Here is a 26,009-nt window from a genome sequence, read left to right as displayed (position 1 = left end):
GGTCAGCTTCGCTCCAGCGCACTGACCAGGTCATGGAACGCTTCGCGGTTGGAGTCGTTCAGGCCCATGAGGATCTTGTGCGCCTCCAGCACCTTGGAGCGCACCACGTCTTCGTTCTGGTCCTGCGATGGCAGGTCGGTCAGGCATTCCGGGCACGGAATTGGGCGATCGACGATGTTGAACACCTGATCGAAGCCCATCGACTGCAGCAACCGGGAAATGTCCGGATTGGTGGTAACCACGGTCGGCAGCAAGCCCACCTTCTGCCGCGACAGGATCGACAGCTTGGCCAGCAGGCCCAGGGTGGTGCTGTCGATGCTTTCGGTTTCAGTCAGGTCGATGACAATCGCCGAGAAGTTCAACGCCGTGAAAATCTTCTCGATCGTCGCATCCAGCGCCGAACACAGGGTCAGGCGCACTTCACCGACAAATTTCAGTACGAAGGTACCACTCTGCTCGGCGAACTGGATTCTACCGGTACTCATTGAAGGTTCCTGCTCAACACCAATAGGGCGATATCATCCGGCATCTCCCCAAGCGTAGCCAATCCGAATCGTTGACGCAGCCCATCCAGGCTGCCACCTGCTGCCTTGACGATCTCCGGCAAGGCGGTTTCTTTATCTTTGAGCGTGTCACCCGGCAAAAGGTCCAGAATGCCATCGGACATCAGGCTGAGGCTGAACTGCGGTGGCAACTCGACTACCAGGTCCTGGTAGGTGGCCTCCTCAAACAGCCCCACCGGCAGCCCACGGCCTTCCAGATAGCGGGCGTGATCGGAGGTGTACAGCACCGGCAGCGGCAGATGGCCGCCAACGGCGTAGGTCAGCAGACCGGACTCTTCGTCGATCACACCGCCGACCATGGTGACGTGCTTGCCCAGCTTGCTATTGATCAGGCCGCGGTTGATATGGCTAAGCACTTCCGACGGCTTGAACTCGCGCATCTTGCTGCGCTTGAGCTCGAACATGAGCCGCGTGGTCATGAACTTCAACAGCACGGTGACAAAGGCCGACGACGCGCCATGCCCGGAAACATCGGCGAGGTAGAAGGCAATGCGCCGCTCGTCCACGCGGAAGTAATCGACAAAATCACCCGACAGGTACAGCGACGGAATGATCTGGTGCGCGAAAGCGAACTCGCCGGCTGCCCAGGGGCTTTCCGGCAGCATGTTCATCTGCACCTGGCGACCGGCGGTCTGGTCCTCCTGCAGCAGGTGCAGGCTGGCTTCCAGTTCGCGGTTGGCGGCTTCGAGCTTGTCGCGATAGCGCTGGTTTTCCAGCACCAGGCGCGAACGGTCGAGGGCGCGGCGCACCGAATGCTCGAGTACGGCCAGGTCTTCCAGCGGTTTGATCAGGTAGTCGGCGGCGCCCAGGCGCAACGCTTCAACCGCATCACTCATGACGCCGGCACCAGACACCACGATCACCGGCAACTGCGGCGCGCGCTCGCTGACCTGGCGGATCAGTTCGAGGCCGCCCATCTGCGGCATGCGCAGATCGCAGATCACGAGGTCGGGCTGGTGTTCTTCGAAGACCTGAAGCCCCTGCTGGCCATTACCGGCCTGGAGGACGCTGAAGCCACTGTCTTCAAGATAGGCGGCGAGGCTCGCACGGACCACGTCGTCGTCATCGATGATCAGCAGCGTTGCACTGGTTTTCTGCATGTGGGCGAACGGCGCCGATTTAGGTTGGTGCAGCGGTGTCGGCAAGGCAGACGGCCAGCTACGGGAATTCTTTAGGGTCACACTCTACTTGAGTTGTAGGACAAGAACACCTGCCCGGCAACTCTCCGGCAACTGTCAGAGCTACCTTGTAAGGCGCAGACGGTACTCCCATCCGGCAGGGGTTTCAAGCATGCAAGGGTCGACCTCGCCGCTCTTTACAGGGCAAATCACCGGGAGTTATAAGAAAGTCGACCAGCGCAGCCCGATGGGAAGGATGCAGCATGCCCCACACGCCCTCCAGCCACAGCGAGAAACGCGACTTTATCCGTATGCGCATCGACACCGAGGCCAGCCTGCTGCATGAAGGCCAGGTGATTGCGGCGGTGTGCCTGGACCTGTCCAGCGGCGGCATGCAGGTACAGGCACCGCAGCGCTTTCTGGTGGGGGATCATATCGAGGTGCGGATCGACTCAGAGCACCCGGCGCTCAAAGGGCTGCATGCCAGCACCGAAGTGGTATGGATTGCCGACCAGCCGGGCGGGCAGCAGAAGTTCGGGCTGCGGATTCTGGCGATGCACTGAACCTGGGGCCGCGTTGCAGCCCCAGGCCAGCCCACGGATCAGAAGTCGTCTTCGACTTCGCCGTCCTGCACCTTGAACTCGCGGTTCTGCAGGTAGGCGTTGCGAATGAAGATGTACTTGTCACCCTGAATCAGCTTCTCGGCCGACAGCAGGTCGGCACGGGTGTCGATCACGTCCAGGGCGAAGATCGAGTTGCGCGTCGGCACATGGTCGATGTAGCGGTAGGGTTTGGTGTAGGTGTCCGGGTATTTGGCTACGCCGTCACGTACGGTGCTCGGCCCCAGCAGCGGGATGACGACGTACGGGCCGCTCGGCACGCCCCAATAACCCAAGGTCTGGCCAAAGTCCTCGTCATTACGTTGCAGGCCCATCTTGGTACCCACATCGAAGAAGCCGCCCAGGCCGAACGTGGTGTTGACGATCAGCCGCGCAGTGTCCACGCCCGCTGCATGAGGCTTGAGCTGCAGCAGGTCGTTGGCCAGGTTGGTCACGTCGCCCAGGTTGCGGAAGATGTTGTGGATGCCATCTTCAAGGAACTGCGGGGTGACCGCCTGGTAGCCCTTGGCCAAAGGCTTCAGGGCATAGGTGTCGAGGGTATCGTTGAAACGGAAGATCGGGCGGTTGACCGCTTCCCAGGGATCTTCCTCGGTGGCGGCCTGGGTGGCTGCCACGGGCGCCAGCAGCAAGCTGGCGCAGACACAGGCCTGGGTGACTCGTTCGATCACACTGGCACCGATCCTACGCATAGATGTCTCTCCATCGAATTTCTCGGCCGCACGCGCAACGGGGCGCGCTGCTGGTAAGGCGGCAGTATAGAGGCTTGCGGCCCGATAAACAGCTTTACACATTTTTGCTCAATATTTTGTGAACAACTGTTGCGCGGGCGAGCCTGTCACAGGCCGGTAACAATCAGCGAATAGCCTGCGGACTATTTGGGGGAAGTTGCCATGGACGCTGCACCCGCCTTCACCGCTGTGCTGTTCGGCTTGCGCGGCTGCCTGGTGGAGGCTGCCAATGGCGGCACCCCCTCACCCGCTCCCGGCGCACTGGCCACCCTCGCCAGCCTGCGTCATCGCCAGGTGCCGTGCATCTGGCTGGATGACCTCACCGCCGCCCACAGCAAACGCCTGGCCCATGTGCTGCCCGACTGGCTGCCAGGGCACCTGGTCAACGGCGTCCGCTGGCCAGCGCCCAACGCCTGCTGGCAGGCCTTGATGAGCCTGGACAGCGAACGCCTGGACGGCTGCGTGCTGGTCAGCGGCGACCCGCGCCTGCTGCAGTCGGGCCTTAACGCGGGCCTGTGGACGGTGGGCCTGGCGGCCTGCAGCCCGCTCTGCGACCGCAGCTCGCAGCAATGGCAAGCCATGAGCACACAGGAACAAGACCTGGCTCGCGGCAAGGCGACGCTGGAGCTGTTCAGCCTGGGCGTGCATTCGGTAATCGACCACCTCGAAGCGCTGGATACCTGCCTGCAGGACATCGCGCAGCGCCGCCGCAAAGGTGAAAAACCCTGATACAGCACCTTTGACACGGATCATGCAAAGCGGCGGCAGGTGGATTACGCTGAAGACAGGCCAGAACCTTTGCCGCTTCGCTGAGGTCCATGGTTTGCCAAGCCATTGATGGAGAACTGCCAATGCCTGCCCGCGAATTGCAAGAGCGCCTGAACAGCTTGCGCGAGCAACTGGACCGCAACGTACCGCTTTCGGAAGAAGAGCTGGCCGCGCTGCACGAAGAAGCGCGCCAGATCGAGGCGCAACTGAAACTTGAGGAAACCACCCCGGACAACAACCTGGTCGATGGCGTGAACCTGGCGATCGAACGCTTCGAGGCCGACCACCCCGACCTCACCGCCACCCTGCGCAGCATTGCCAACTCGCTGCACAGCATGGGGATCTGAAATAGCCGGGGCTGCGTTGCAGCCCTTGTGCCGCGAAAGGGGCGCAGAGCGCCCCCCAGCGTACGGGAACCTTACTGCCTAACCAGCCGCGTGTTCTGCGGGCTGATCGCCCCGGTGCTGCGGTAAGGGTTGATGTCCAGCCCACCCCGGCGCACATAGCGCGCATACACCGTCAGGTGCTCCGGCTGCAGCAGGTTCCTCAAGTCCAGGTAAATGCGTTCCACGCACTGCTCGTGGAAGTCGGCATGCTGGCGGAAGCTGATCAGGTAGGTCAGCAGGCTGGCATGGTCCAGCGCCCTGCCCTTGTACTCGACCACCACGCTGCCCCAGTCCGGCTGGCCGGTAACCGGGCAGTTGGACTTCAGCAGGTGGCTGTGCAAGGTTTCTTCCACCACCCGCTCCGGGTCGCAACGCAGCAGTTCCGGCTGCGGCTGCTCGTAGTTGCTGATGGCCACATCCAGTGCATCGATGCACAGCCCCGGCAAAGCCACCACACCCTGGGCCTCGACCTCGGCCAAGGTCCGCACTTTCACGCCCACCGGCTTGCCAGCGGCAGCGGACAGGTCTTTTTCCAGGCACGCCTGCAACTCGCCCAGCGAGGCGAACACCGTCTGGTTCAGCGAGTTGAGGTACAACTTGAACGACTTGGATTCGATGATGTTCGGCGAATCAGCCGGAATGGCGAACTCGCCGATCGCCACCACAGGCTTGCCCGACGGCAGCAGCCAGCTCAGCTCAAAACAGTTCCAGTAATCCACGCCCTGCCAGGGCAAGGTCTGCGCGGTAACGCCCAGCTCGGCCCACTTGGCAGTACGCGGGATCGGGAACAGCTGCTCCGGGGAGTAGGTGGCAACGTATTCGCTGGATTTGCCCAGCGGGGAGTGTTCGGCAGCGGGATGCATGGAAACTGACCTAGAGGTTCGAAATTGCCCCTAGTTTACCGGTTTTGCACCCCGCCTTGCAGGGCAAGTCACTCGATGGTCAAGACCCCGACCATACCGGCCTGGTAATGCCCTGGTACGTTGCAGGCAAACTCGATGGGCGCCGACTGGCGGAAGGTCCAGGTCAGCTCGGCGCGCTGGCCGGGCATTACCAGCACGGTATTGCCACCGCCGTGACCATGGCCGCCACCGTGATCCATCATCTGGCTGTGATCCATGCCTTCATGGTTCATGGCCTGGGTGAACATCCTGCCTTGCATGGCGACCATTTCTTTCTGGTGCTCGGCATGCATGGCCTTGTCACCCAGGTTGAACTCGTGCGGCAGCTTGCCCTCGTTGACCAGCACGAAGCGCACCGTCTCACCGGCTTTTACCTGCAGGCTCTTGGGCTCGAAGGCAATGTCTTTGAGCACCACGTCCACCGTGCGGGTGGCTTTGGCCGCCGGGGCCGGCTCGCCGAAGGCGAAGGTTTTCGCCTCGGCAGAAAAGGCTGGCAGGCTGACCAAGGCAAGGGTGGCGGCGATGAACAGGTGTTTCATGATGACTCCGGGCATGCACAACAGTATGAGGCGACCTTAGTCAGGGACGGCTGGCGGCAACCTGACAGGGAGATTACAACGTTGTCAGCTTGAGTGACGACCGGGATAGTCACGTATCATTTCAAGCATCACCCGGCCCTTGCTGGAGGCAAGCTACCCAATGAAATTGCTGATCGTCGAAGACCAGGCCCGCACCGGCCAGTACCTGAGCCAAGGCCTGAGCGAAGCCGGCTTCGCCACCGAACTGGCCACCGATGGCGAAACCGGCCAGTTCCTGGCGCTGACCGGTGACCATGACCTGCTGATCCTCGACGTGATGCTGCCCGGCCGGGATGGCTGGCAGATCCTGCAAGCGGTGCGCCAGGCCGGCCTCGACACGCCGGTACTGTTCCTCACCGCACGCGACGCCGTCGAAGACCGGGTGCACGGCCTGGAGCTGGGCGCCGATGATTACCTGGTCAAGCCCTTTGCCTTCTCCGAGCTGCTGGCCCGGGTGCGCACCTTGCTGCGCCGTGGCACCAACCCCGGCCAGGACACCATCCTGAGCTTGGCCGACCTGCGCCTGGATCTGATCCGTCGCCGCGCCGAGCGCGCCGGCCAGCGCATCGACCTGACCGCCAAGGAGTTCGCCCTGCTCGAACTGCTGCTGCGCCGCCAGGGCGAGGTGCTGCCAAAATCGCTGATTGCCTCGCAGGTATGGGACATGAACTTCGACAGCGACACCAACGTGATCGAGGTGGCAATCCGCCGCTTGCGACTGAAGATTGACGACCCGCACACCAACAAACTCATCCACACCGTACGCGGCATGGGGTATGTACTCGAAGAGCGTGCAGATTGATGCGCAGGCTTTCCCTCGGCAGCCGTTTGGCCCTGTTGTTCGCCGCCTGCACAGCAGCCGTCTCGCTTGGTGCCGGCCTGTTGTTCAGCAAGGCCAGCGAGCAGCATTTCGTCGAGCTGGACCAACAATTGCTGGACTCGCGCCTGTCGCTGTTCCGCGCACAACTGGCCGGCATCAGCACGCCGGAAGATTTACAGGCCCGCCTGCCCGCCCTGCACGATGAGCTGAGCCACCAGGCCGACCTGGCCTTGCGCATCAGCGGCAACGATGGCACCACCTGGTTCGAAAGCCGCACAGGGCTGCCGCAGGCACCACGGCCAGCGGGGCTGGCTACCCTGCACGCGCAAGGTACCGACTACCGCAGCCTGGCCGTGCACCTGGCACAAGCCACAACACCGTCGCCGCAACTCACCCTTTACCTGGACATCACCCACCACCAGCACTTCCTGCAAGGCATGCAACGGTTGATCTGGCTAACCGTCGGCCTGTCGGCGCTGGCCACCGCGCTGCTTGGCGCCTGGGCCGCACGCAGTGGGCTACGCCCTTTGCGGCAAATGGGCCAGGTGGCCGCTGGCGTGTCGGCACGTTCGCTCACCACCCGCCTGCCGGTGGCGCAGATGCCCGAAGAACTGGCCGAGCTGGCCACCAGCATGAACGCCATGCTGCAACGCCTGGACGATGCCTTCCAGCGCCTGTCGGCGTTTTCTGCCGACATCGCCCACGAGCTGCGTACCCCCCTGTCCAACCTGCTGACCCACACCCAGGTCACCCTCACCCGCCCCCGCAGCCTGGAGGAGTACCGCGAGGCGCTGCATGGCAACCTGGAAGAGCTGCAGTGGATGGCGCAGATGATCAACGACATGCTGTTCCTGGCCAAAGCCGATCACGGCCTGCTGGTGCCGGGGCAGGCGCCGCTGGCGTTGCATGAAGAAGTGGATGCACTGCTGGAGTACTACGCGCCGCTCGCCGAGGACAGCGGGGTGCAGATGTTGCGTGAGGGAGAAGCCGTGTTGCAGGGCGACCGGCATATGCTGCGGCGAGCGTTGTCCAACTTGCTGGACAACGCCCTGCGGTTTACCCCGGCGGGCGGGCAGATAAGGGTGACGCTGGAGCCGGGGCCTACAATCTGCGTGGCCAATACCGGGCAGGCTATCGACCCTGCGGCGCTACCACGGTTGTTCGACCGCTTCTACCGGGTCGACCCTGCGCGACGGGAAGGCAGCAGCGAGCATGCGGGGTTGGGTTTGGCGATTACCCGGTCGATCGTGCAGGCCCATGGCGGGTGCATCCGGGCGGAATGCGAGGATGGGTGGACGCGGTTTTTGATCGAGTTCACTCAGGATCGTTGAAATTGGGGCTGCTTCGCAGCCCCCAGACTCTCAGGTAAACATCAAACCGCCAGGCCAATCGCCGGCTGCACCTGCGATGCCCGATATGCCGGGTAAATGGTCGCCAAAAAGCTCATCACCAGGCCCGCAGTGCAGATGATCGCCACATCCCCCCACTGCAACTGCGATGGTAAGCTGCTGACAAAGTACACATCCGACGTAAAGATGTGCTGCCCGCTCACCCGCTCCAGCCATCCAACGATCTGGCTGACATTGAACGCCGCAATCACCCCCAGCACGCCACCAATCAACGTACCGACAATGCCGATCAGGCTGCCCTGAACCATGAACGTGCCCATGATCTGCGCCGGCGTGGCGCCCAGGGTACGCAGGATGGCAATGTCCGGCCCCTTGTCGTTCACCACCATCACCAGGGTGGCGATGATGTTGAACGCGGCCACCGCGATGATCATCATCAGCAACAGGCCGATCATGGTCTTTTCCATCTTCATGGCGCTGAACAGGCTGCCCTGGGTGTGCGACCAGTCATCGGCGCGGTAGGCATCGCCCAGCCCGGCAGCGATGGCCTTGGACACCTGCGGCGCGGCATACAGGTCATGCAGTTTCAACCGCACGCCCTGCACCTGGCCCGGCGCCCAGCGCTGCATCTCACCGGCATCCGCCACGTGGATGTAAGCCTGCGAACCGTCCAGCTCGGCGCCCACCTTGAAAATACCGACCACGGTCAGGCGCTGCATACGCGGGGTAATCCCGCCCGGCTCCTTGCTGATTTCCGGCACGATCAGGGTCAGCTTGTCGCCGGTGTTCAGGCGAAAGCGACGCGCCGTCAGCTCGCCGATGACCACGCCGAACTCACCCGCTTGCAGGTCCTGCAAGCGGCCCTGCACGATGTGCTGGCCAACGATAGAGACCTTGCCCTCTTCGGCCGGGTCGATACCGCCCACCTGGATCGGCTGCATCGCCCCCTTGTACGACAGCATGCCTTCCATTTCGGTAATCGGCGCTGCCGCCATCACCGCCGGGTTCTGCAGGGCCGCGTCGGCCACCTTGTGCCAGTCGTCCATCGGCTGCACGCCCAGGATGGCAGCATGCGGCACCAGGCCAAGAATGCGCGCGCTCATTTCACGCTGGAAGCCGTTCATCACCGACAACACCACGATCATCGCCAGCACACCCAGCGACAGGCCGATCATCGAGGTCATCGAAATGAACGAGATGAAGTGGTTGCGACGCTTGGCTCGGGTGTAGCGCGCGCCGATGAAAATGGGCAAGGGTCTGAACATGTACGGAATCACCCAGTGAAAACAGGAAAACGGGGCGGCACCTGCCACCCCGGGCAGTCGATCAGATGGCCACCAGGTGGCCGTCGTCGAGCTTCAATACACGGTCCATCTGCCGCGCCAGGTTGAGGTCGTGGGTCACCACGAGGAACGCCGTGCGCGAGGCGCTGGACAGCTCCTGCATCAGCTCCTGGATGCCCTGGGCGGTATGGTGGTCGAGGTTGCCGGTCGGCTCGTCGAGCATCACCAGGCCAGGGCGGTTGACCAGGGCCCGGGCAATCGCCACACGCTGGCGCTCACCACCGGACAGCTCGGCCGGCTTGTGGTTCAGGCGATGGCCCAGGCCCACGCGCTTGAGCAGCGCCTCGGCGCGCTCACGGGCCTCGGGGATGGGCGTGCGGCCGATCAGCAGCGGCATGCACACGTTCTCGATGGCGGTGAACTCTGGCAACAGGTGGTGGAACTGGTAGACAAAGCCCAGCTCTCGGTTACGCAGCAGGCCACGGGCGCGCTCGCCCAGCGCCGACAGCTCTTCGCCGGCCAGCCAGACGCTGCCCTGGGTCGGCCGGTCGAGGCCGCCCAGCAGGTTGAGCAAGGTACTCTTGCCCGAACCGGAGCTGCCGACAATGGCCACCCGCTCGCCGGCGTGCAGCTCCAGGTTGAGCCCGGACAGCACCTGCACCGACTCCGGGCCCTCGTCGTAGGACTTGCCCAGGTTGCGGCAACTCAGAACGGCTTTATCACTCATGCGCGACTCACTCATAACGTAGCGCCTCTGCAGGCTGGGTGCGGGCCGCACGCCAGGCCGGGTACAGGGTGGCGAAGAAACTCAGGACCAGCGCCGCACCGCAGACCATGTACACGTCCTGGGCCTGGATCTGCGAGGGCAGGTAATCGATGAAGTACACGTCGGCGTTGAGGAACTTGTGCCCGATCAGTTTCTCGATGCCGGCGATCGCCGCACTCACGTTCAGCGCGGCAACAATCCCGACCACAGCGCCGATCAGGGTACCGATCACCCCGATTACCGTGCCCTGGACCATGAAGATGAGCATGATCTGCCCGGGCGTGGCGCCCAGTGTGCGCAGGATGGCAATGTCACCACGCTTGTCGTTCACCACCATCACCAGCGTGGAAATGATGTTGAACGCCGCCACCGCCACGATCAGCAGCAACAGCAGGCCGATCATGGCCTTTTCCATGCGGATGGCCTGGTACAGGTTGCCGTGGGTGCGGGTCCAGTCGCGGCTGTAGTACTCCTGGTCACCCAGCTGCTGGGCAATGCTCCAGGCCACCCGTGGCGCCTGGAACAGGTCGTCGAACTTCAGGCGCAGGCCCTGTACCTGGTCGGGCTTCCAGCGGTGCAGGCGGGACAGGTCGCTGATGTTGGTCAGGCCCAGATAGCCGTCGATCTCCCCCGCGCCCACATGGAAGGTGCCCACCACGGTGAAGCGCTTCATGCGCGGGAACATGCCGGCAGGCGTCACGCTGACTTCGGGGGCGACGAAGGTGAGTTTGTCGCCAATGGTCACACCCAGCTTGGCCGCAGCCTTGTCGCCTATCATGATGCCCCACTCGCCCGGCGCCAGCTGGTCGAGGCGGCCTTGCAAGATGAAGTTGTCGATAATCGACACCTCGCGCTCGCGGGCCGGGTCGATGCCGTTGAGCAGCACCTTCTGCACCTTGCCGTCATGGGTCAGCAGGCCCTGCATCTGGGTGAAAGGCGCTACCGCCACCACCTGCGGATTCTGCTTTACTTGTTGGGCAAGGGCAGGCCAGTCGGTTATGGGCTGGCCGCTCTCCAGCGTGGCATGCGGGACCATACCGAGCACACGGGTGCGCATCTCGTGGTCGAAACCGTTCATCACCGACAGCACCACGATCATCACCACCACGCCCAGGGCGAGGCCGATCATCGAGGTCAGGGAAATGAACGAGACGAAGTGATTACGGCGTTTGGCACGGGTATAACGCGTACCGATGAATGCGAAAAGAGGTCTGAACATGTCGGGGCTTGTTCGGATGAAAGGGAACGTCCTTGTGGCGAGGCGCCTACGGCGGCTTTACACTCGGACCACCGCCGCTACCTTGGGTTCGCCATGACGACATTAGACGAAGAAGATCGCCGCGAATACTACCGCATCGAAGATCGGATCGCACTTCAAATAAGCCCCCTCAGCGCGGCCGAAGCCCTCGACCCAGATGTGTTGCAAGATGATTCCCCGCTGTTCAACCTGCTCAGCGAACTGCATCTGTCCGACTTCGAGTCGCAGCACCTGCTGCGCCAGCTGAGTGACAAGGACCGCACCCTCGCTGCCTTCCTGCGGGCACAGAACAAGCGCCTCGACCTGCTTAGCGCGGTGGTTGCGCAAACCCTGCTTGGCGAAGTCGGCCAGCCGCTGCCGGTGGTCATCTCCGAAGGCGGTATCGAATTCGCCCAAGCCACGCAGATTGCCCCCGGCACCCGGGTAAAAGTGAAAATGGTGCTGATGCCGCGCGCCCATGGCCTGCTGCTGCGCGGCAAGGTCACCCATTGCGACCCGCGCCCGGAGGGCGGCTTCGAGGTCGGCACCGAGTTTACCGACATGACCGACGCCCAGCGTCAACTGCTGGCCCGCTACATCCTGCAGCGCCAGCAACAACAACGGCGCCAGCAGCTGGAACAGAACGACCCCGCCTCCTGAGCCTATTTTCCCCTGATTTGAAGGAACGAACGTGACCCTGATCTACGGCCATCGCGGCGCCAAGGGCGAAGCACCCGAGAACACCCTGACCAGCTTTCGCCAGTGCCTGTCCCACGGCGTCACCCGCTGCGAGCTGGACCTTCACCTGTCGGCCGACAACGAGCTGATGGTGATACACGACCCTACCCTCAAGCGCACCACCGGCAAACGCGGCAAGGTGGTCGAGCACCCGGCCGCCGACCTGGTGAAAATCGACGCACGTAAAGGCGGCCCGGGCCATGTGCAGCCCTGCCCTATTCCAAAACTGGAAGAACTGTTCGAGAAGTGCCCGTTCGAGCACTGGCAGCTGGAAGTCAAGAGCGCTTCGCGCACCCGCGCCGCCACCACCGTGCTGGCGATCCGCGAACTGGCCCAGCAATACGGCCTGCTGGACAAGGTAACCATCACCTCCAGCTCACGCGAAGTATTGGGCGCAGCCCAGGAGCTGGTGCCAGACGTGAAACGCGGGCTGGTAGCCGAATACGCCTGGCTCGACCCGTTGAAGGTGGCGCAGAACTACGGCTGCGAGATGCTGGCCCTGAACTGGACACTGTGCACCCCCGAGCGCCTGCTGAAAGCACAGGGCCAGGGCTTGCACGTGTCGGTGTGGACGGTCAACGAACCGGCACTGATGCGCCGGCTCGCTGACTTTGGCGTGGACAGCCTGATTACAGACTTTCCCGGTTTGGCCAAGACCACCCTCGGGTAGGGTTGAAATCGGTCTCTCCGACCGGCTCAGGCCACCGGTCGGAGCCGCTCAAAAAAGCCGGTTCAGGCCATCGTAGGCAGCTACCCGGTAGGCTTCGGCCATGGTCGGGTAGTTGAACGTGGTGTTGACGAAGTACTTCAGGTTGTTGTGCTCACCCGGCTGGTTCATGATCGCCTGGCCGATGTGGACAATTTCCGAAGCCTGGTAGCCGAAGCAGTGCACGCCGAGGATTTCCAGGGTTTCGCGGTGGAACAGGATCTTCAGCATGCCCTGCGGCTCGCCGGCGATCTGCGCGCGCGCCATGCTCTTGAAGAAGGCCTTGCCCACTTCGTACGGCACCTTGGCCTGGGTCAGCTCCTGCTCGTTCTTGCCGATCGAGCTGATCTCCGGAATGGTATAGATGCCGGTCGGCACGTCATTGACGAAGCGCCAGCTGCCATTGTCGACGATGCTGCCAGCCGCTGAACGGCCCTGGTCATGGGCCGCACTGGCCAGGCTTGGCCAGCCGATCACGTCGCCTGCACCGTAGATGTTCGGCACGCTGGTGCGGTAGGCCTCGTCGACCTCGATCTGGCCACGGCCGTTAACCTTGATACCGATGTTCTCCAGGCCCAGCTTGTCGGTGTTGCCGGTACGGCCGTTGCACCACAGCAAGGCGTCGGCCTTGATCTTCTTGCCCGACTTCAGGTGCAGGACAACCCCGTTGTCCAGGCCTTCGACGCGCTCATACTCTTCGTTGTGGCGCACGGTGATGTTGTTGTTGCTGAAGTGGTAGCTCAACGCCTGGGAAATTTCCGAATCCAGGAAGCTCAGCAGCTGCCCACGGTTGTCCACCAGCTCTACCAGCACGCCCAGGCCACTGAAGATCGAGGCGTATTCGCAACCGATCACACCGGCGCCGTACACGATCAGCTTGCGCGGGGTGTGGCTGAGGCTGAGGATGGTGTCGCTGTCGTAGACACGCGGGTGGTGGAAGTCGATGTCGGCCGGGCGATACGGGCGCGAACCAGTGGCGATGATGATGTGCTTGGCGTTGAGTTTTTCCACCACGCCGTTCGGGCACACCACTTCGACGGTTTGCTCGTCGGCAAAGCTGCCGGTGCCGAAGAACAAGTCAACGCGGTTACGGGCGTAGTAGCCAGTGCGCGATGCCACCTGCTTGGCAATCACCTTCTCGGCGCTTTTCAGCACGTCCGGGAACGAGAACCAGCGTGGCTCACCGATGGCACGGAACATCGGGTTGGTGTTGAACTGCATGATCTGCCGCACCGAGTGACGCAGTGCCTTGGACGGGATGGTACCCAAGTGGGTGCAGTTGCCACCAACCTGGCGACGGTCATCGACCATCGCTACCTTGCGCCCTGCTTTGGCGGCGTTCATTGCCGCACCTTCACCGGCCGGGCCGGAACCCAGCACCACTACGTCGTAGTTGTAGACAGCCATGCGTACTCCTTCAGAACTGGCCCGCAAGCCACGGTCGCTCGCGGGGCGCGATCATGCCGCCGGGGCGTCATGAGAAAATTCGGGTGCAGTCTAATCAAGCGTGAACGCCGCGCACATTAACCCTTGGTCGCGTCGTAGGCCAATTTCGCCCGCACTACATATGGTTTACCCATTCCCTGGCGGCAATCATCCCTGCCTGCGCTTTCAATCGCCTTTCACCGCCCGTTCGAATGCGGGCGTAGCTCGGGAGACGAAGCCACCCTCGGCCCGAGTCACCAATACCGCAGCCAGGCCATGCGCCAGGGCAAAGTCCCAGCCACGCTCGGGACCAAGGATCAGCAGCAGCGTCGAATAACCGTCGGCCTGCAGCGCCGAAGCGTGTAGCACGGTGACGGCGGCCAGGTCATGTTGCACCGGGCGCCCCAGGCGGGCATCGAAGGCGTGCGAATAGCGCCGGCCATTCTGCTCGAAATAGTGCCGATAGTCACCCGAGGTTGATACTGAAAGGCCATTGACCGGGATGATCTGGCGTGCGATCTGGCGGTCTTCACGGGGCAGTTCCAGGGCGATGCGCCAAGGGCTGCCGTCAGGTTTGCGGCCGACCGCCTTGAGCTCGCCAGTGGCCTCGGCGACAAAGCGGGTTACGCCCATGGCTTGCAGGCGAGCGGCAATCAGGTCGACGGCATGGCCAGCGGCCATGCTGTTGAAGTCGAGCTGCACCTGGGCGTCCTTGCACAGGGCCTGCCCTTTGATGTGCAAGTGCCGGTAGCCCACGCGCTGGCGCACCTGAGCCAGGGCTTGCGGGTCCGGCACCTGCTCGTGGCGGGCCTGGGGGCCAAAGCCCCACAGGTCGAGCAAGGGCTCGACAGTGAGGTCGAAGGCGCCATCGCTCTGCTCGGCCAGATGCTGGCCAAGGTTGACCAGTTCGAGCATGTCGGGCGGCAGGGCCAGGCACTGGTTGGCGGGCAACTGGTTGAACAGGCTGACAACGGAGTCTGCGCGGTAGGTCGAATAGTGCTGGTCGATGTCGCCCAGGATGGTTTCGACCGCCGCTTGCACCTGCTCCGGCGCCGGGCCGCCGGGCTCACGGACGTACTGGATGCTGTAGCTGCTGCCCATGGTCGGGCCACCCAGGCGCTCCAGGGTAGGGCCTTGGTTGCAGGCGGTTAGCAGCAGGAGGAAGGACAGTAAGGCTTTGCGCAAAAAATCGGTTCCTGGGTGCTTGGCTTGAATTTTGTGGTGTGGCACATATCGAGCGCCGCGCGGGCGGCGCTCGATCTAACAGACGCCACACAACTTACTCCAGGCAAAAAAAACGGGAACCCGAAGGTTCCCGTTTTTTCATTGCCTTACAAGCGCATTAGCGTGGAAACGCTGGCGGGTTCACACCGGCCATCTCTTCCATCACGCGAACCACCTGGCAGCTGTAACCGAACTCGTTGTCGTACCAGACGTACAGAACAACGCGGTTGTCGTTGGCGATGGTGGCTTCAGCGTCAACCACACCGGCGTGGCGCGAGCCGACGAAGTCGGTCGAAACCACTTCCTGCGAGCTGACGTAGTCGATCTGCTTGTGCAGCTCCGAGTGCATGGCGGTCTGGCGCAGGTACTCGTTGATCTCGTCGCGCGAGGTGGCCTTTTCCAGGTTCAGGTTCAGGATGGCCATCGAAACGTTCGGCGTCGGCACGCGAATGGCGTTGCCGGTCAGCTTGCCCTTCAGCACTGGCAGTGCCTTGGCGGCAGCAGTGGCGGCGCCGGTTTCGGTGATGACCATGTTCAGCGGCGCGGCACGGCCACGGCGGCTGCCCTTGTGGAAGTTGTCGATCAGGTTCTGGTCGTTGGTGAACGAGTGAACGGTTTCGACGTGGCCGTTGACGATGCCGTACTGGTCGTTGATGGCCTTGAGTACCGGCACGATGGCGTTGGTGGTGCAGGAAGCTGCCGAGATGATCTTGTCATCGGCGGCGATGTCACCGTGGTTGATGCCGTGCACGATGTTCTTCAGCGCGCCCTTGCCAGGTGCGGTGAGGATCACGCGGGCAGCGCCCGGGCAGGCCAGGTGCTGACCCAGGCCGTCAGCGTCACGCCATACGCCGGTGTTGTCGACGATCAGCGCGTTGTCGATGCCGTACTGGGTGTAGTCGACTTCGCTCGGGCTCTTGGCGTAGATAACCTGGATCAGGTTGCCGTTGGCGGTGATGGTGTTGTTGGCTTCATCGATGGTGATGGTGCCATCGAACGGGCCGTGAACCGAGTCACGACGCAGCAGGCTGGCACGCTTGACCAGGTCGTTTTCGGCGCCTTTGCGCACGACGATGGCACGCAGGCGCAGGCCGTCGCCACCACCGGTCTTCTCGATCAGGATGCGCGCCAGCAGGCGGCCGATGCGACCGAAGCCGTACAGGACAACGTCGGTGCCTTTACGGGCCGAAGCGTTCTGCTGGCCAACCACGTCAGCCAGCTCTTCACGGACGAACTGCTCGGCAGTGCGGCCATTGCCTTCCTGCTTGAACTTGTTGGCCAGCTTGCCCAGGTCGACCGAAGCGGCGCCCAGTTTCAGCTCGCTCATGGCCTTGAGCAGTGGGAATGTCTCGTGGACGGACAGTTCGGTTTCGTCGGCTTGACGATGACGCGCAAAGCGGTGCGCCTTGAGGATCGAGATAACCGAACGGTTGATCAGGCTGCGGCCATAAATCGAGCTCACCACGTTGTTGTTGCGGTAGAGCTGACCGATAAGCGGGATCATCGCTTCAGCCAGGGCTTCACGATCGATCCACTCACCAAGACACTGGTCGGGCTTCTGAGTCACGGGAACCTTCCACATGTAGGGACAGAAAAAAGGGGCTACATTATGACGCCCCAACGCGGAACCGGCAATGAGCGCCTGTCGCAGTCACGCAAGCCAGCGTTCATGCCCTTTCAAGCCTGACAGGCGGCACTGGCACCGGTACAATCGGTCTCTTTGCCGCAACGCTTGGAGTGCAATCTCCCGTGTCAGTTCTGCGCCTACCGCAAATGTCGGCCACGGCCGGCAAACAAACCTGGGGCAACCTGCCCGGTGCCGCCCTCAGCCTTGCCATCGCCGAGGCCGCCAGCAGCGCTGGCCGCTTCACCCTGCTGCTGACGGCCGACAGCCAGGCCGCCGACCGTCTGGAACAGGAGCTGCGCTTCTTTGCCCCAGACCTGCCGGTGCTGCCGTTCCCCGATTGGGAAACCCTGCCCTACGACCTGTTCTCGCCACACCAGGACATCATTTCCCAGCGCATCGCCAGCCTGTACCGGCTGCCGGAGCTGAGCCACGGCATCCTCGTGGTGCCGGTCACCACCGCCCTGCACCGCCTGGCACCCACACGCTTTCTGCTAGGCAGCAGCCTGGTGCTGGATGTGGGCCAGACCATCGACGTGGAACAGATGCGTACGCGCCTGGAGGCCAGCGGCTATCGCTGCGTCGACACCGTGTACGAGCATGGCGAGTTTGCCGTGCGCGGCGCGCTGATCGACCTGTTCCCGATGGGCAGCAAACTGCCCTACCGTATCGACCTGTTCGATGACGAGATCGAGACGCTGCGCACCTTCGACCCCGAGACCCAGCGCTCGATCGACAAGGTGGATTCGGTGCGCCTGCTGCCGGCACGCGAATTCCCGATGCAGAAAGAGGAAGTGACCCGCTTCAAGGCGCGCTTTCGCGAGCGCTTCGACGTCGACTTCCGCCGCAGCGCCATCTTCCAGGACCTGGCCAGCGGCATCATCCCCGCCGGTATCGAGTACTACCTGCCACTGTTCTTCGAAGAAACCTCGACCCTGTTCGACTACCTGCCAGCCGACACCCAGGTGTTCTCGCTGCCCGGTGTGGAGCAGGCCGCCGAACACTTCTGGAACGACGTACGCGGGCGTTATGAAGACCGTCGCGGCGACCTGAGCCGGCCGCTGCTGCCACCGGCCGAGCTGTTCCTGCCGGTGGAAGACTGCTTTGCCCGGCTCAAGCAGTGGCCGCGGGTGGTGGTCAGCAGCGAAGACCTCGACCCGGGCGCGGGCCGCGAGCGCTTCCCGGCACGCGCCCTGCCCAATCTGGCCATCGAGGCCAAGGCCAACCAGCCGCTGGCCGAACTGGCCAACTTCCTCGACCAGTTCCCCGGCCGCGTGCTGTTCACCGCCGAATCGGCGGGCCGCCGCGAAGTGTTGCTGGAACTGCTCGACCGGCTGAAGCTGCGCCCGCATACCGTCGACGGCTGGGACGATTTCATTACCGGCAGCGAGCGCCTGGCAATCACCATTGCTCCGCTGGACGACGGCCTGGTGCTGGACGACCCAGGCCTGGCCCTGGTGGCCGAAAGCCCGCTGTTCGGCCAGCGGGTGATGCAGCGCCGACGCCGCGACAAGCGTGGCGAAACCGCCAACGACGCCGTCATCAAGAACCTCACCGAGCTGCGCGAAGGCGCGCCAGTGGTGCACATCGACCACGGTGTGGGCCGCTACCTGGGCCTGGCCACCCTGGAAATCGACGGCCAGGCCGCCGAGTTCCTTACCCTGGAATACGCCGAGAACGCCAAGCTGTATGTGCCAGTGGCCAACCTGCACCTCATCGCTCGCTACACCGGTAGCGACGACGCGCTGGCGCCGTTGCACAGGCTGGGCTCGGAGGCCTGGCAGAAAGCCAAGCGCAAGGCCGCCGAACAGGTGCGCGACGTGGCCGCCGAGCTGCTCGACATCTATGCTCGCCGCGCTGCGCGCAAGGGTTATGCGTTTGCCGACCCGTCTGCCGACTACGCCACCTTCAGCGCCGGCTTCCCGTTCGAAGAAACCCCGGACCAGCAAGCCGCCATCGAAGCCGTGCGTGCCGACATGCTGGCACCCAAGCCGATGGACCGTCTGGTGTGCGGCGATGTCGGCTTCGGCAAAACCGAAGTGGCCATGCGCGCCGCGTTCATCGCTGTGCACAGCGGCCGCCAGGTGGCCGTGCTGGTGCCCACCACACTGCTCGCCCAGCAGCACTACAACAGTTTCCGTGACCGCTTCGCTGACTGGCCGGTGACCGTGGAAGTGATGAGCCGCTTCAAATCCGCCAAGGAAGTGGCCGCCGCTGCCGCCGACCTGGCCGAAGGCAAGATCGACATCCTCATCGGCACCCACAAGCTGCTGCAGGACGATGTGCGCTTCAAGGACCTGGGCCTGGCCATCATCGACGAAGAACACCGTTTTGGCGTGCGCCAGAAGGAGCAACTGAAGGCCCTGCGCAGCGAGGTCGACATCCTTACCCTCACCGCCACGCCGATTCCGCGTACGCTGAACATGGCGGTAGCGGGCATGCGCGACCTGTCGATCATCGCCACGCCGCCGGCGCGCCGCCTGTCGGTGCGCACCTTCGTCATGGAACAGAACAAAAGCACGGTCAAGGAAGCGCTGTTGCGTGAACTGCTGCGCGGTGGCCAGGTGTACTACCTGCACAACGATGTGAAAACCATCGAAAAATGCGCCGCCGACCTCGCCGAACTGGTACCCGAGGCGCGCATCGGCATTGGCCACGGGCAAATGCGCGAGCGCGAGCTGGAACAGGTGATGAGCGACTTCTACCACAAGCGCTTCAACGTGCTGGTGGCCTCGACCATCATCGAAACCGGCATCGACGTGCCCAGCGCCAACACCATCGTCATCGAGCGTGCCGACAAGTTCGGCCTGGCCCAATTGCACCAGTTGCGTGGCCGGGTCGGGCGCAGCCACCACCAGGCCTACGCCTACCTGCTCACACCCACCCGGCAGAAAGTCAGCGCCGACGCCGAAAAACGGCTGGAGGCTATCGCCAACACCCAGGACCTGGGCGCCGGTTTCGTGCTGGCCACCAACGACCTGGAAATCCGCGGTGCGGGCGAGCTGCTGGGCGAAGGTCAAAGCGGGCAGATCCAGGCGGTGGGCTTCACCCTGTACATGGAAATGCTCGAACGTGCGGTGAAGGCGATTCGCAAAGGCACCCAGCCGAACCTCGAACAGCCACTGGGCGGTGGCCCGGAGATCAACCTGCGCCTGCCGGCGCTGATCCCCGAAGACTACCTGCCCGACGTGCACGCGCGGCTGATCCTGTACAAGCGCATTGCCTCGGCGGCCGACGAAGAAGGCCTCAAAGACCTGCAAGTGGAAATGATCGACCGCTTCGGCCTGCTGCCGGAGCCAACCAAGAACCTGATGCGCCTGACCTCGCTCAAGCTGCATGCGGAAAAGCTTGGCATCAAGAAAGTCGACGCCGGCCCCAATGGCGGCAAGCTCGAGTTCGAGGCCGAAACCCCGGTCGACCCGCTGACCCTGATCAAGCTGATCCAGGGGCAGCCCAAACGCTACAAGTTCGAAGGTGCGACCCAGTTCCGTTTCCTGGTGCCGATGGAGCGCCCCGACGAACGTTTCAACACCCTGGAGGCGCTGTTCGAGCGCCTGACCCCACAGCCTGCCTAAGGAAGATCCATGCGTGCCATCCGTAGCCTGACCCTGCTGCTGGCGCTGTTTGCGCCAGCCGCCTTCGCCGAAGGCCTGTATCAGGTTGAAATGATCCTGGTGCGGCAAAACAGCGTGCCCGCCTTCACCAGCCCGTTCGCCCCGGAAAACTGGAGCGCCGGCGCCCCACGCCTGGAAAAGGACGCCGAGCGCCGCTTGGCGCTGGAGGACGAAGCCACCCGCCTGGAAGCCACTGCCGACTACACCGTATTGATGCACAAGGCCTGGCAGCAGCAGGTGGGCAGCGAGCCCGGCCGCATTGCCCTGGGCGAAGGTACTGAGCAGTTCGGCCACTTCCCCATCGAAGGTAACCTGAGCATCGCCGAAGGCCGCTTCATCACTGTCGAGGCCAACTTCTGGGTCAACCAGCTGGACGGCAACGGCAACGTGCTGCAAAGCGAGCAGTTCAAGCAGAGCAACAGCAACGTCAAGGGCGGCCAGCTGACCTTCCTCGACGGCGGCCACCTGGCCGTGCTGCTGAAGGTGACGCCACCGGGTACGCCGAAAATGCCGGTGGTGGACCCGGAGATGATGGAGCAGTGACGTGAGCGAGAGCGATGCGCAGTTCTTTGTGCGGGCGCACAATGGCTGGACTATGTCGTTTGATCGCAAGACCCTGCGGCGCGGTCGGGACTATGCCGATGAAGGCAGAAGCGCGATCGTATCGATCCTGGGCATGACGATCCGCGCTGAGTGTACAGGCTCCGCGGGCCGCACCTACTACCAGCGCATAACCCTGGACATGACTGATGATGGCCTGGAATGCGAGGGCAGTTGCACGTGCCCTGTAGGTGAAAACTGCAAGCATTGCGCCGCTGCACTTTACCTGCTGGAACAGGGCCCGGATTGCGGCGAAGGCGATCAGGACACCCTGCCTGCACCTGCCGAAACGACCCAGCACTCGCTCGACCTCCCCCCTGAACTCGCCCACTGGGTCGAAACCCTGGAAGTCCCGACCAAGCCCGCTGAACCCGCCAAGCGCAAAGGCCCCTCGCTCTACTACAAGGTCGTTAACGACCATGGCGTTTGCACGCTCAGCGTATCCAAAGGCACCCGCGAAGCCGATGGTCAGCTGAAGCTGGGGCGTGCCAGCTCGCTGCCTGAAATGCTCTATTACACGCCGCGTTATGTCACAGATGAAGATCTGCGCATCCTCAGGTTGATTGACACCCTTGCCAATAATTCCAGCATGCCCATCGCCAGACTGGAAGGTAAACAAGGTGCAGAGCTGTATGAATTCGCACTTGCCAGTGGGCGCTTGATTCATGCCGAGAAACAGTTGCCATTAATCCCTGGGCCGACCCTGCAAGCCGAGTTCCGCTGGATGAGGCTTGAGAACGGCAGCTATCGCGGTTCGTGGCACAATGACAAGCGGATGCATGACGTGGCACTGCCGCTCGACCCGCTCTACTACATCGATACTCAAACGGGTATGACTGGCAAGCTTGAGCATGGTCTTGACCCGTTCATTGCCAGCCAACTGGCAAGCGCACCTACGGTGCCCGAACACTTGATCATCCCCCTGAGCCACCGGTTGAATGCGCTGAATCGCCAGGTGCCAACGCCTACAAGCGTACGCAGTGAAGAAATCGACAGTATTCAACCCAGGCCGCACCTGACCCTCGGCAGCCTCGAATTCAGCGCCTACATGCCCAAGACCGGCCGCATGCAGCGGCAGATGCAGCATCGAGCCGCACTGGCGTTCGACTATGACGGTTTACGCGCCAGCGGCAGCGACGAAAAACCGCTGACCCGCCTGATCAACAACACCAGCCAGCGCATCCGCCGCCAGCCGCAGGCCGAGCAGGCGCTGCGCAAGGTGCTGCTTGACCTGGGCTTCAAGGCCGCCACCCGACAAAGCAAGGCCCTGCCCGACAGCGCCGGCGAGATGTTTCAGCTGCCAGACGACGAAGCCTGGCTGCGCTTTGCCCGCGAAGGCCTGCCCCGCCTGCGCGAGGCCGGGTGGGACATCGACATCCACCGCGATTTCGCCTTCAACCTGCAAGAGGTAGACGACTGGTACGCCACCATCGACGAAGCCCCCGGCCATGAATGGTTCGACCTGGAGCTGGGTATCGTGGTCGATGGCCAGCGCCACAGCCTGCTGCCGATTGTGCTGCAACTGCTGCGCAGCAACCCGGAATTGCTGCGCCCCAGCGAACTGGCCCGGCGCAGCGACGACGAGCACCTGCTGATCGACCTCAACCGCGGCCGCCTCGATGCCTCGGCCCTGCGCGTTGCCCTGCCCTACGGCCGCATCAAGGCCGTAATGGGCACCTTGGGCGAGCTGTACCTGCACGAATACGTAGCCGGCCCGTCCCTGCGCCTGGACCGCGCCGATGCCGCACGCCTGAACGAGATCGAAGGCTTGCCCCTGCACTGGGAAGGCGGCGCACATGTGCGGGATCTGGGCCGCCGCCTGCGCGACGCCCGCGACTTGCAGGTAGCCCCGCCCACAGGGCTGCAGGCCAGCCTGCGCCCCTACCAGCAACAGGGCCTTAACTGGCTGCAGGCACTACGCGAAATGGGCACAGGCGGCATCCTGGGCGACGACATGGGCTTGGGCAAGACCCTGCAGGCCCTGGCGCACCTGCTGCTGGAAAAGCAGGCCGGGCGACTGACCGCTCCCGCCCTGGCAGTGATGCCGACCAGCCTGGTGCCCAACTGGCTGGACGAAGCCCAGCGCTTCGCCCCCGACCTGCGCGTGCTGGCCCTGCAAGGCCCGGGGCGCAGCAAGCATTTCGCCACGCTGCACGAATACGACCTCGTGCTGACCACCTACGCCCTGGTGCCACGCGATCTCGAACACCTGCGTAGCCAACCCTGGCATGTACTGGTGCTGGACGAGGCGCAAAACATCAAGAGCAGCACCAGCAAGGCCGCACTCGCCGTCTACGAGCTGCAAGCCAACCAGCGCCTGTGCCTGACCGGCACGCCAATGGAAAACAACCTGGGCGAGCTTTGGTCGATCTTTCACTTCCTGATGCCCGGCTGGCTGGGTGACCTGAAGCGCTTTAACCAGGACTACCGTACCCCCATCGAGCGCCATGGCGACAACGAGCGGCTGGCCCACCTGGTTACACGCATTCGGCCGTTCCTGTTGCGCCGCACCAAGGAACAGGTGGCCACCGAGCTGCCTGCCAAGACCGAGATGGTGCACTGGGTGGAGCTGAGCGACGCCCAACGCGACACCTACGAGGCCGTGCGCGTGGCGATGGACAAGAAAGTGCGCGACGAAATCGCCCGCAATGGCGCCGCCCGCAGCCAGATCGTCATTCTCGACGCCCTGCTCAAGCTGCGCCAGGTGTGCTGCGACCTGCGCCTGGTCAAGGGTGTGGAAAGCAAGGGTAACCAGGCCGACAAGGGCAAGCTGGGTGCGCTGCTGGAAATGCTCGAAGAACTGCTCAGCGAAGGGCGGCGGGTACTGTTGTTCTCGCAATTCACCTCGATGTTGGCGCTAATCGAGCAAGAACTGCAGAAGCGCAAGATCCGTTACAGCCTGCTGACCGGTGACACCCGCGACCGGCGCACGCCGGTACAGCAATTCCAGCAAGGTGAGAGCGACGTGTTCCTGATCAGCCTCAAGGCAGGTGGCGTGGGGCTGAACCTGACAGCTGCGGACACGGTGATCCACTTCGACCCCTGGTGGAACCCGGCCAGCGAGAACCAGGCCACCGACCGCGCCTACCGCATTGGCCAGGACAAGCCGGTGTTCGTGTTCAAGCTGATTACGCGGGGGACGGTGGAGGAGAAGATTCAGCTGTTGCAGCAGGAAAAGGCGGCGCTGGCGGCAAGCCTGCTGGATGGCGGGCAGGCTGGGCAGTGGCGACTGGGGGATGAAGAGATCGAGGCGTTGTTTGCGCCGCTGCCGGGGAAGCGTGGGCGGTGAGTGTTTCGGGGCGCATGACTTGAGGGTTTTGTCGCCCGTCAGATCGAGCGCCGCGCGGGCGGCGCTCGATCTCGGCAACCCCAGAAAACTCAAGACCTAAGCTTCGGCTCAATCAACCAGCTGGGCCTCCTTCAACGCCCCCAGCGCCTCCAGCCAGCGCGGCTGCTGCCGGTAGTCGGTCCGCGCAAACCCTTGCCCACGCATCCGCGCAATTCGCGGCGAGGGCTTCACTTTCATTCGCTGAGCCGCACTCAGCGCCAGCTCAGCCGCCGCCCGGTCGTTACACACCAGGCCCATGTCACAGCCGGCACTCAGCGCCGCCTCGATACGGCTGGCCGCATCACCCACCACATGTGCCCCGGCCATCGACAGGTCATCACTGAAGATCACCCCGTCGAAGCCCAGCTCGCCACGCAGGATGTCCTGCAGCCAGCGCCGCGAGAAGCCGGCTGGCTGGTTGTCGACCTGCGGGTAGATGACATGCGCCGGCATCACCGCTGCCAGCTGCCCGCTCAGGCGGGTGAACGGCACCAGGTCGGCCTGGCGCAGCTGCTCAAGGCTGCGCTCATCGGTAGGGATGGCCACATGCGAGTCGGCCTCGGCCCAGCCATGCCCCGGGAAATGCTTGCCACAAGCGGCCATGCCCGCCGCATTCATGCCGCGAATGAAGGCCCCGGCCAGTTGCGTGGCACGCAGCGGGTCACCCTCGAAGGCGCGGCTGCCAACCACGGCGCTACGCTGGTGGTCCAGGTCGAGCACCGGGGCAAAGCTCAGGTCCAGGCCAACCGCCAGCACCTCGGTCGCCATCAGCCAGCCGCATTGCTCGGCCAGGTACTCGGCATTGTCATTGTCGGCCAGCGCACGCATGGCTGGCAGGCGCACAAAGCCCTGACGCAGGCGCTGCACACGGCCACCTTCCTGGTCTACCGCCAGGATCAGGTCGGGGCGAATGGCGCGGATCGACGCACACAGCTCACGCACCTGGCGCGGGCTATCGATGTTGCGGGCAAAGATGATCAGGCCAGCCACTTCGGGCTGGCGCAGCAAGTGACGGTCTTCGGCGGTCAGCCATTTACCGGCGATATCCACCATCAGGGAGCCTTGCAGGCTGACGGTCATGGGTAATCCTTCATTGAAGACTGAGAGAAGCCCACTGGGGGCAGGCAGCTTGTTCGATGAGCACCGGGCAATGGACCGGCACCCGCTCGAACAGGCTTAGCAAGTCGGTATTACGCAGGCGTATGCAGCCATGGGACAACGCTACGCCCAGGGGTTCCGTATCCGGAGTGCCATGCAGGTAGATATAGCGGCGGAACGTGTCGACCGCACCCAGGCGGTTGACGCCAGGCTCGCAGCCGCTGAGCCAGAGGATGCGGGTGAGGATCCAGTCGCGCTCCGGGTTTTGCGCGTGCAGCTCCGGCGACCACACCTCACCCGTCCAGCGCCGCCCGGCCAATACCGCATTCAGCGGCAGGCCTGCGCCAATCTTTGCCCGCACCTGATGCAGCCCGCGCGGCGTGCACCCCGAACCGTTGCGCTCGCCGGCTCCGTTACGCGCCGTGGACACTGGCACGCGCACGCGTAACTGGCCACGGGCGAAACCGTACAGGCATTGGTCGGCAAGGGAAATGTGCAACAGATCGAGGTCGGGCATGGGCGCTAGCTTAGCCG

Annotated in this window: 23 protein-coding genes; 10 read left to right on the top strand and 13 right to left on the bottom strand. The window is 63.4% G+C overall.

Features of this window, described 5'->3' with window-relative positions; translation table 11 throughout:
• Positions 1 to 2 precede the first annotated feature (2 nt).
• Together rssC and rssB are read right to left on the bottom strand one after the other, a co-directional pair.
• Entirely contained in the window at positions 3 to 485 is a 483-nt protein-coding gene (rssC, locus tag FHW75_RS24395) for an anti-sigma factor antagonist RssC (protein ID WP_019096598.1), read from the bottom strand.
• Complete coding sequence (gene rssB / locus FHW75_RS24390; RefSeq protein ID WP_183674834.1) at positions 482 to 1,663, bottom strand: two-component system response regulator RssB; 1,182 nt, start codon at positions 1,661 to 1,663, stop codon at positions 482 to 484. The genes rssC and rssB overlap by 4 nt, the downstream gene beginning before the upstream one ends.
• A 281-nt stretch (positions 1,664 to 1,944) precedes the next feature.
• Here rssB and FHW75_RS24385 point away from each other — a divergent pair, with 281 nt between their 5' ends.
• Positions 1,945 to 2,244 carry a PilZ domain-containing protein gene (locus FHW75_RS24385; protein WP_019096596.1) on the top strand — a complete coding sequence of 100 codons (300 nt, stop codon included), beginning with the start codon at positions 1,945 to 1,947 and terminating at the stop codon, positions 2,242 to 2,244.
• Between the two features lie 38 nt (positions 2,245 to 2,282).
• Here the strand turns inward: FHW75_RS24385 and FHW75_RS24380 are convergent, their stop codons facing one another.
• On the bottom strand, positions 2,283 to 2,990 hold the full coding sequence (locus tag FHW75_RS24380; RefSeq protein WP_025754453.1) for a VacJ family lipoprotein: 708 nt from the start codon (positions 2,988 to 2,990) through the stop codon (positions 2,283 to 2,285).
• A gap of 201 nt (positions 2,991 to 3,191) precedes the next feature.
• On the opposite strand from FHW75_RS24380, the gene FHW75_RS24375 reads away from it, so the two are divergent.
• Entirely contained in the window at positions 3,192 to 3,758 is a 567-nt protein-coding gene (locus FHW75_RS24375) for a hypothetical protein (RefSeq protein ID WP_027609597.1), read from the top strand.
• Between the two features lie 122 nt (positions 3,759 to 3,880).
• Positions 3,881 to 4,144, top strand: coding sequence for a DUF4404 family protein (locus FHW75_RS24370; protein ID WP_183674830.1), 264 nt, complete (start codon positions 3,881 to 3,883; stop codon positions 4,142 to 4,144).
• A gap of 71 nt (positions 4,145 to 4,215) precedes the next feature.
• Here the strand turns inward: FHW75_RS24370 and queF are convergent, their stop codons facing one another.
• On the bottom strand, positions 4,216 to 5,046 hold the full coding sequence (queF, locus tag FHW75_RS24365) for an NADPH-dependent 7-cyano-7-deazaguanine reductase QueF (RefSeq protein WP_019096220.1): 831 nt from the start codon (positions 5,044 to 5,046) through the stop codon (positions 4,216 to 4,218).
• A gap of 68 nt (positions 5,047 to 5,114) precedes the next feature.
• On the bottom strand, positions 5,115 to 5,624 hold the full coding sequence (locus tag FHW75_RS24360) for a plastocyanin/azurin family copper-binding protein (protein WP_019096219.1): 510 nt from the start codon (positions 5,622 to 5,624) through the stop codon (positions 5,115 to 5,117).
• 160 nt (positions 5,625 to 5,784) lie between these two features.
• Between FHW75_RS24360 and cinR the strand changes: the two genes are divergently transcribed.
• Positions 5,785 to 6,465, top strand: coding sequence for a two-component system response regulator CinR (gene cinR / locus FHW75_RS24355; RefSeq protein WP_019096218.1), 681 nt, complete (start codon positions 5,785 to 5,787; stop codon positions 6,463 to 6,465).
• The gene (locus FHW75_RS24350; protein WP_019096217.1) at positions 6,462 to 7,814 is read left to right on the top strand and encodes a heavy metal sensor histidine kinase; all 1,353 of its coding nucleotides are present in this window, start codon (positions 6,462 to 6,464) and stop codon (positions 7,812 to 7,814) included. The genes cinR and FHW75_RS24350 overlap by 4 nt, the downstream gene beginning before the upstream one ends.
• A gap of 41 nt (positions 7,815 to 7,855) precedes the next feature.
• Here FHW75_RS24350 and FHW75_RS24345 read toward each other — a convergent pair whose 3' ends face one another.
• The 3 genes from FHW75_RS24345 to FHW75_RS24335 all read right to left on the bottom strand — a co-directional run bounded on the left by FHW75_RS24345 (position 7,856) and on the right by FHW75_RS24335 (position 11,100).
• Complete coding sequence (locus FHW75_RS24345; RefSeq protein WP_026020291.1) at positions 7,856 to 9,097, bottom strand: lipoprotein-releasing ABC transporter permease subunit; 1,242 nt, start codon at positions 9,095 to 9,097, stop codon at positions 7,856 to 7,858.
• Between the two features lie 61 nt (positions 9,098 to 9,158).
• Complete coding sequence (gene lolD, locus FHW75_RS24340) at positions 9,159 to 9,842, bottom strand: lipoprotein-releasing ABC transporter ATP-binding protein LolD (protein ID WP_174244669.1); 684 nt, start codon at positions 9,840 to 9,842, stop codon at positions 9,159 to 9,161.
• A 7-nt stretch (positions 9,843 to 9,849) separates the two neighbouring features.
• Complete coding sequence (locus FHW75_RS24335; RefSeq protein ID WP_019096215.1) at positions 9,850 to 11,100, bottom strand: lipoprotein-releasing ABC transporter permease subunit; 1,251 nt, start codon at positions 11,098 to 11,100, stop codon at positions 9,850 to 9,852.
• Between the two features lie 93 nt (positions 11,101 to 11,193).
• Here FHW75_RS24335 and FHW75_RS24330 point away from each other — a divergent pair, with 93 nt between their 5' ends.
• Positions 11,194 to 11,778 carry a PilZ domain-containing protein gene (locus FHW75_RS24330; RefSeq protein WP_016714910.1) on the top strand — a complete coding sequence of 195 codons (585 nt, stop codon included), beginning with the start codon at positions 11,194 to 11,196 and terminating at the stop codon, positions 11,776 to 11,778.
• Positions 11,779 to 11,809: 31 nt separating this feature from the next.
• Complete coding sequence (locus FHW75_RS24325; RefSeq protein WP_019096214.1) at positions 11,810 to 12,526, top strand: glycerophosphodiester phosphodiesterase; 717 nt, start codon at positions 11,810 to 11,812, stop codon at positions 12,524 to 12,526.
• A gap of 48 nt (positions 12,527 to 12,574) precedes the next feature.
• Here FHW75_RS24325 and sthA read toward each other — a convergent pair whose 3' ends face one another.
• The 3 genes from sthA to FHW75_RS24310 all read right to left on the bottom strand — a co-directional run bounded on the left by sthA (position 12,575) and on the right by FHW75_RS24310 (position 16,793).
• Entirely contained in the window at positions 12,575 to 13,969 is a 1,395-nt protein-coding gene (sthA, locus tag FHW75_RS24320; protein WP_025754456.1) for a Si-specific NAD(P)(+) transhydrogenase, read from the bottom strand.
• 204 nt (positions 13,970 to 14,173) lie between these two features.
• Positions 14,174 to 15,172: an FAD:protein FMN transferase gene (locus tag FHW75_RS24315; protein WP_025754457.1), complete on the bottom strand. Its 999-nt coding sequence runs from the start codon at positions 15,170 to 15,172 to the stop codon at positions 14,174 to 14,176.
• Positions 15,173 to 15,329: 157 nt separating this feature from the next.
• Complete coding sequence (locus tag FHW75_RS24310; RefSeq protein WP_016714907.1) at positions 15,330 to 16,793, bottom strand: glyceraldehyde-3-phosphate dehydrogenase; 1,464 nt, start codon at positions 16,791 to 16,793, stop codon at positions 15,330 to 15,332.
• Positions 16,794 to 16,960: 167 nt separating this feature from the next.
• On the opposite strand from FHW75_RS24310, the gene mfd reads away from it, so the two are divergent.
• Genes mfd through FHW75_RS24295 form a run of 3 tightly spaced genes read left to right on the top strand, consistent with a single transcriptional unit; the run spans position 16,961 to position 24,338 of the window.
• Positions 16,961 to 20,410 (top strand): transcription-repair coupling factor, encoded by a 3,450-nt coding sequence (gene mfd, locus FHW75_RS24305; protein WP_025754458.1) that lies wholly within the window; start codon positions 16,961 to 16,963, stop codon positions 20,408 to 20,410.
• 9 nt (positions 20,411 to 20,419) lie between these two features.
• Complete coding sequence (locus FHW75_RS24300) at positions 20,420 to 20,992, top strand: CsiV family protein (RefSeq protein ID WP_027615684.1); 573 nt, start codon at positions 20,420 to 20,422, stop codon at positions 20,990 to 20,992.
• A 1-nt stretch (position 20,993) separates the two neighbouring features.
• Positions 20,994 to 24,338: an SNF2-related protein gene (locus tag FHW75_RS24295; RefSeq protein ID WP_409347977.1), complete on the top strand. Its 3,345-nt coding sequence runs from the start codon at positions 20,994 to 20,996 to the stop codon at positions 24,336 to 24,338.
• A gap of 108 nt (positions 24,339 to 24,446) precedes the next feature.
• Here the strand turns inward: FHW75_RS24295 and nagZ are convergent, their stop codons facing one another.
• Both nagZ and FHW75_RS24285 read right to left on the bottom strand, forming a co-directional pair.
• The gene (nagZ, locus tag FHW75_RS24290) at positions 24,447 to 25,445 is read right to left on the bottom strand and encodes a beta-N-acetylhexosaminidase (protein ID WP_172455937.1); all 999 of its coding nucleotides are present in this window, start codon (positions 25,443 to 25,445) and stop codon (positions 24,447 to 24,449) included.
• Positions 25,446 to 25,467: 22 nt separating this feature from the next.
• The gene (locus FHW75_RS24285) at positions 25,468 to 25,992 is read right to left on the bottom strand and encodes a L,D-transpeptidase (protein WP_019096208.1); all 525 of its coding nucleotides are present in this window, start codon (positions 25,990 to 25,992) and stop codon (positions 25,468 to 25,470) included.
• Positions 25,993 to 26,009: the final 17 nt, after the last annotated feature.

The organism is Pseudomonas sp. OG7 (assembly GCF_014192825.1).
Classification (GTDB): Bacteria; Pseudomonadota; Gammaproteobacteria; order Pseudomonadales; family Pseudomonadaceae; genus Aquipseudomonas; species Aquipseudomonas monteilii.
The sequence above is the reverse complement of the archived record's forward strand: the minus strand, read 5'-3'. Positions and strand labels throughout refer to the sequence as shown.

Excerpts from the sequence above, each read along its gene's own strand:
- rssC (WP_019096598.1), bottom strand. The coding sequence starts at position 485 with ATGAGTACCGGTAGAATCCAGTTCGCCGAGCAGAGTGGTACCTTCGTA.
- rssB (WP_183674834.1), bottom strand. The coding sequence starts at position 1,663 with ATGCAGAAAACCAGTGCAACGCTGCTGATCATCGATGACGACGACGTG.
- FHW75_RS24385 (WP_019096596.1), top strand. The coding sequence starts at position 1,945 with ATGCCCCACACGCCCTCCAGCCACAGCGAGAAACGCGACTTTATCCGT.
- FHW75_RS24380 (WP_025754453.1), bottom strand. The coding sequence starts at position 2,990 with ATGCGTAGGATCGGTGCCAGTGTGATCGAACGAGTCACCCAGGCCTGT.
- FHW75_RS24375 (WP_027609597.1), top strand. The coding sequence starts at position 3,192 with ATGGACGCTGCACCCGCCTTCACCGCTGTGCTGTTCGGCTTGCGCGGC.
- FHW75_RS24370 (WP_183674830.1), top strand. The coding sequence starts at position 3,881 with ATGCCTGCCCGCGAATTGCAAGAGCGCCTGAACAGCTTGCGCGAGCAA.
- queF (WP_019096220.1), bottom strand. The coding sequence starts at position 5,046 with ATGCATCCCGCTGCCGAACACTCCCCGCTGGGCAAATCCAGCGAATAC.
- FHW75_RS24360 (WP_019096219.1), bottom strand. The coding sequence starts at position 5,624 with ATGAAACACCTGTTCATCGCCGCCACCCTTGCCTTGGTCAGCCTGCCA.
- cinR (WP_019096218.1), top strand. The coding sequence starts at position 5,785 with ATGAAATTGCTGATCGTCGAAGACCAGGCCCGCACCGGCCAGTACCTG.
- FHW75_RS24345 (WP_026020291.1), bottom strand. The coding sequence starts at position 9,097 with ATGTTCAGACCCTTGCCCATTTTCATCGGCGCGCGCTACACCCGAGCC.
- lolD (WP_174244669.1), bottom strand. The coding sequence starts at position 9,842 with ATGAGTGATAAAGCCGTTCTGAGTTGCCGCAACCTGGGCAAGTCCTAC.
- FHW75_RS24335 (WP_019096215.1), bottom strand. The coding sequence starts at position 11,100 with ATGTTCAGACCTCTTTTCGCATTCATCGGTACGCGTTATACCCGTGCC.
- FHW75_RS24330 (WP_016714910.1), top strand. The coding sequence starts at position 11,194 with ATGACGACATTAGACGAAGAAGATCGCCGCGAATACTACCGCATCGAA.
- sthA (WP_025754456.1), bottom strand. The coding sequence starts at position 13,969 with ATGGCTGTCTACAACTACGACGTAGTGGTGCTGGGTTCCGGCCCGGCC.
- FHW75_RS24310 (WP_016714907.1), bottom strand. The coding sequence starts at position 16,793 with ATGTGGAAGGTTCCCGTGACTCAGAAGCCCGACCAGTGTCTTGGTGAG.
- FHW75_RS24300 (WP_027615684.1), top strand. The coding sequence starts at position 20,420 with ATGCGTGCCATCCGTAGCCTGACCCTGCTGCTGGCGCTGTTTGCGCCA.
- FHW75_RS24285 (WP_019096208.1), bottom strand. The coding sequence starts at position 25,992 with ATGCCCGACCTCGATCTGTTGCACATTTCCCTTGCCGACCAATGCCTG.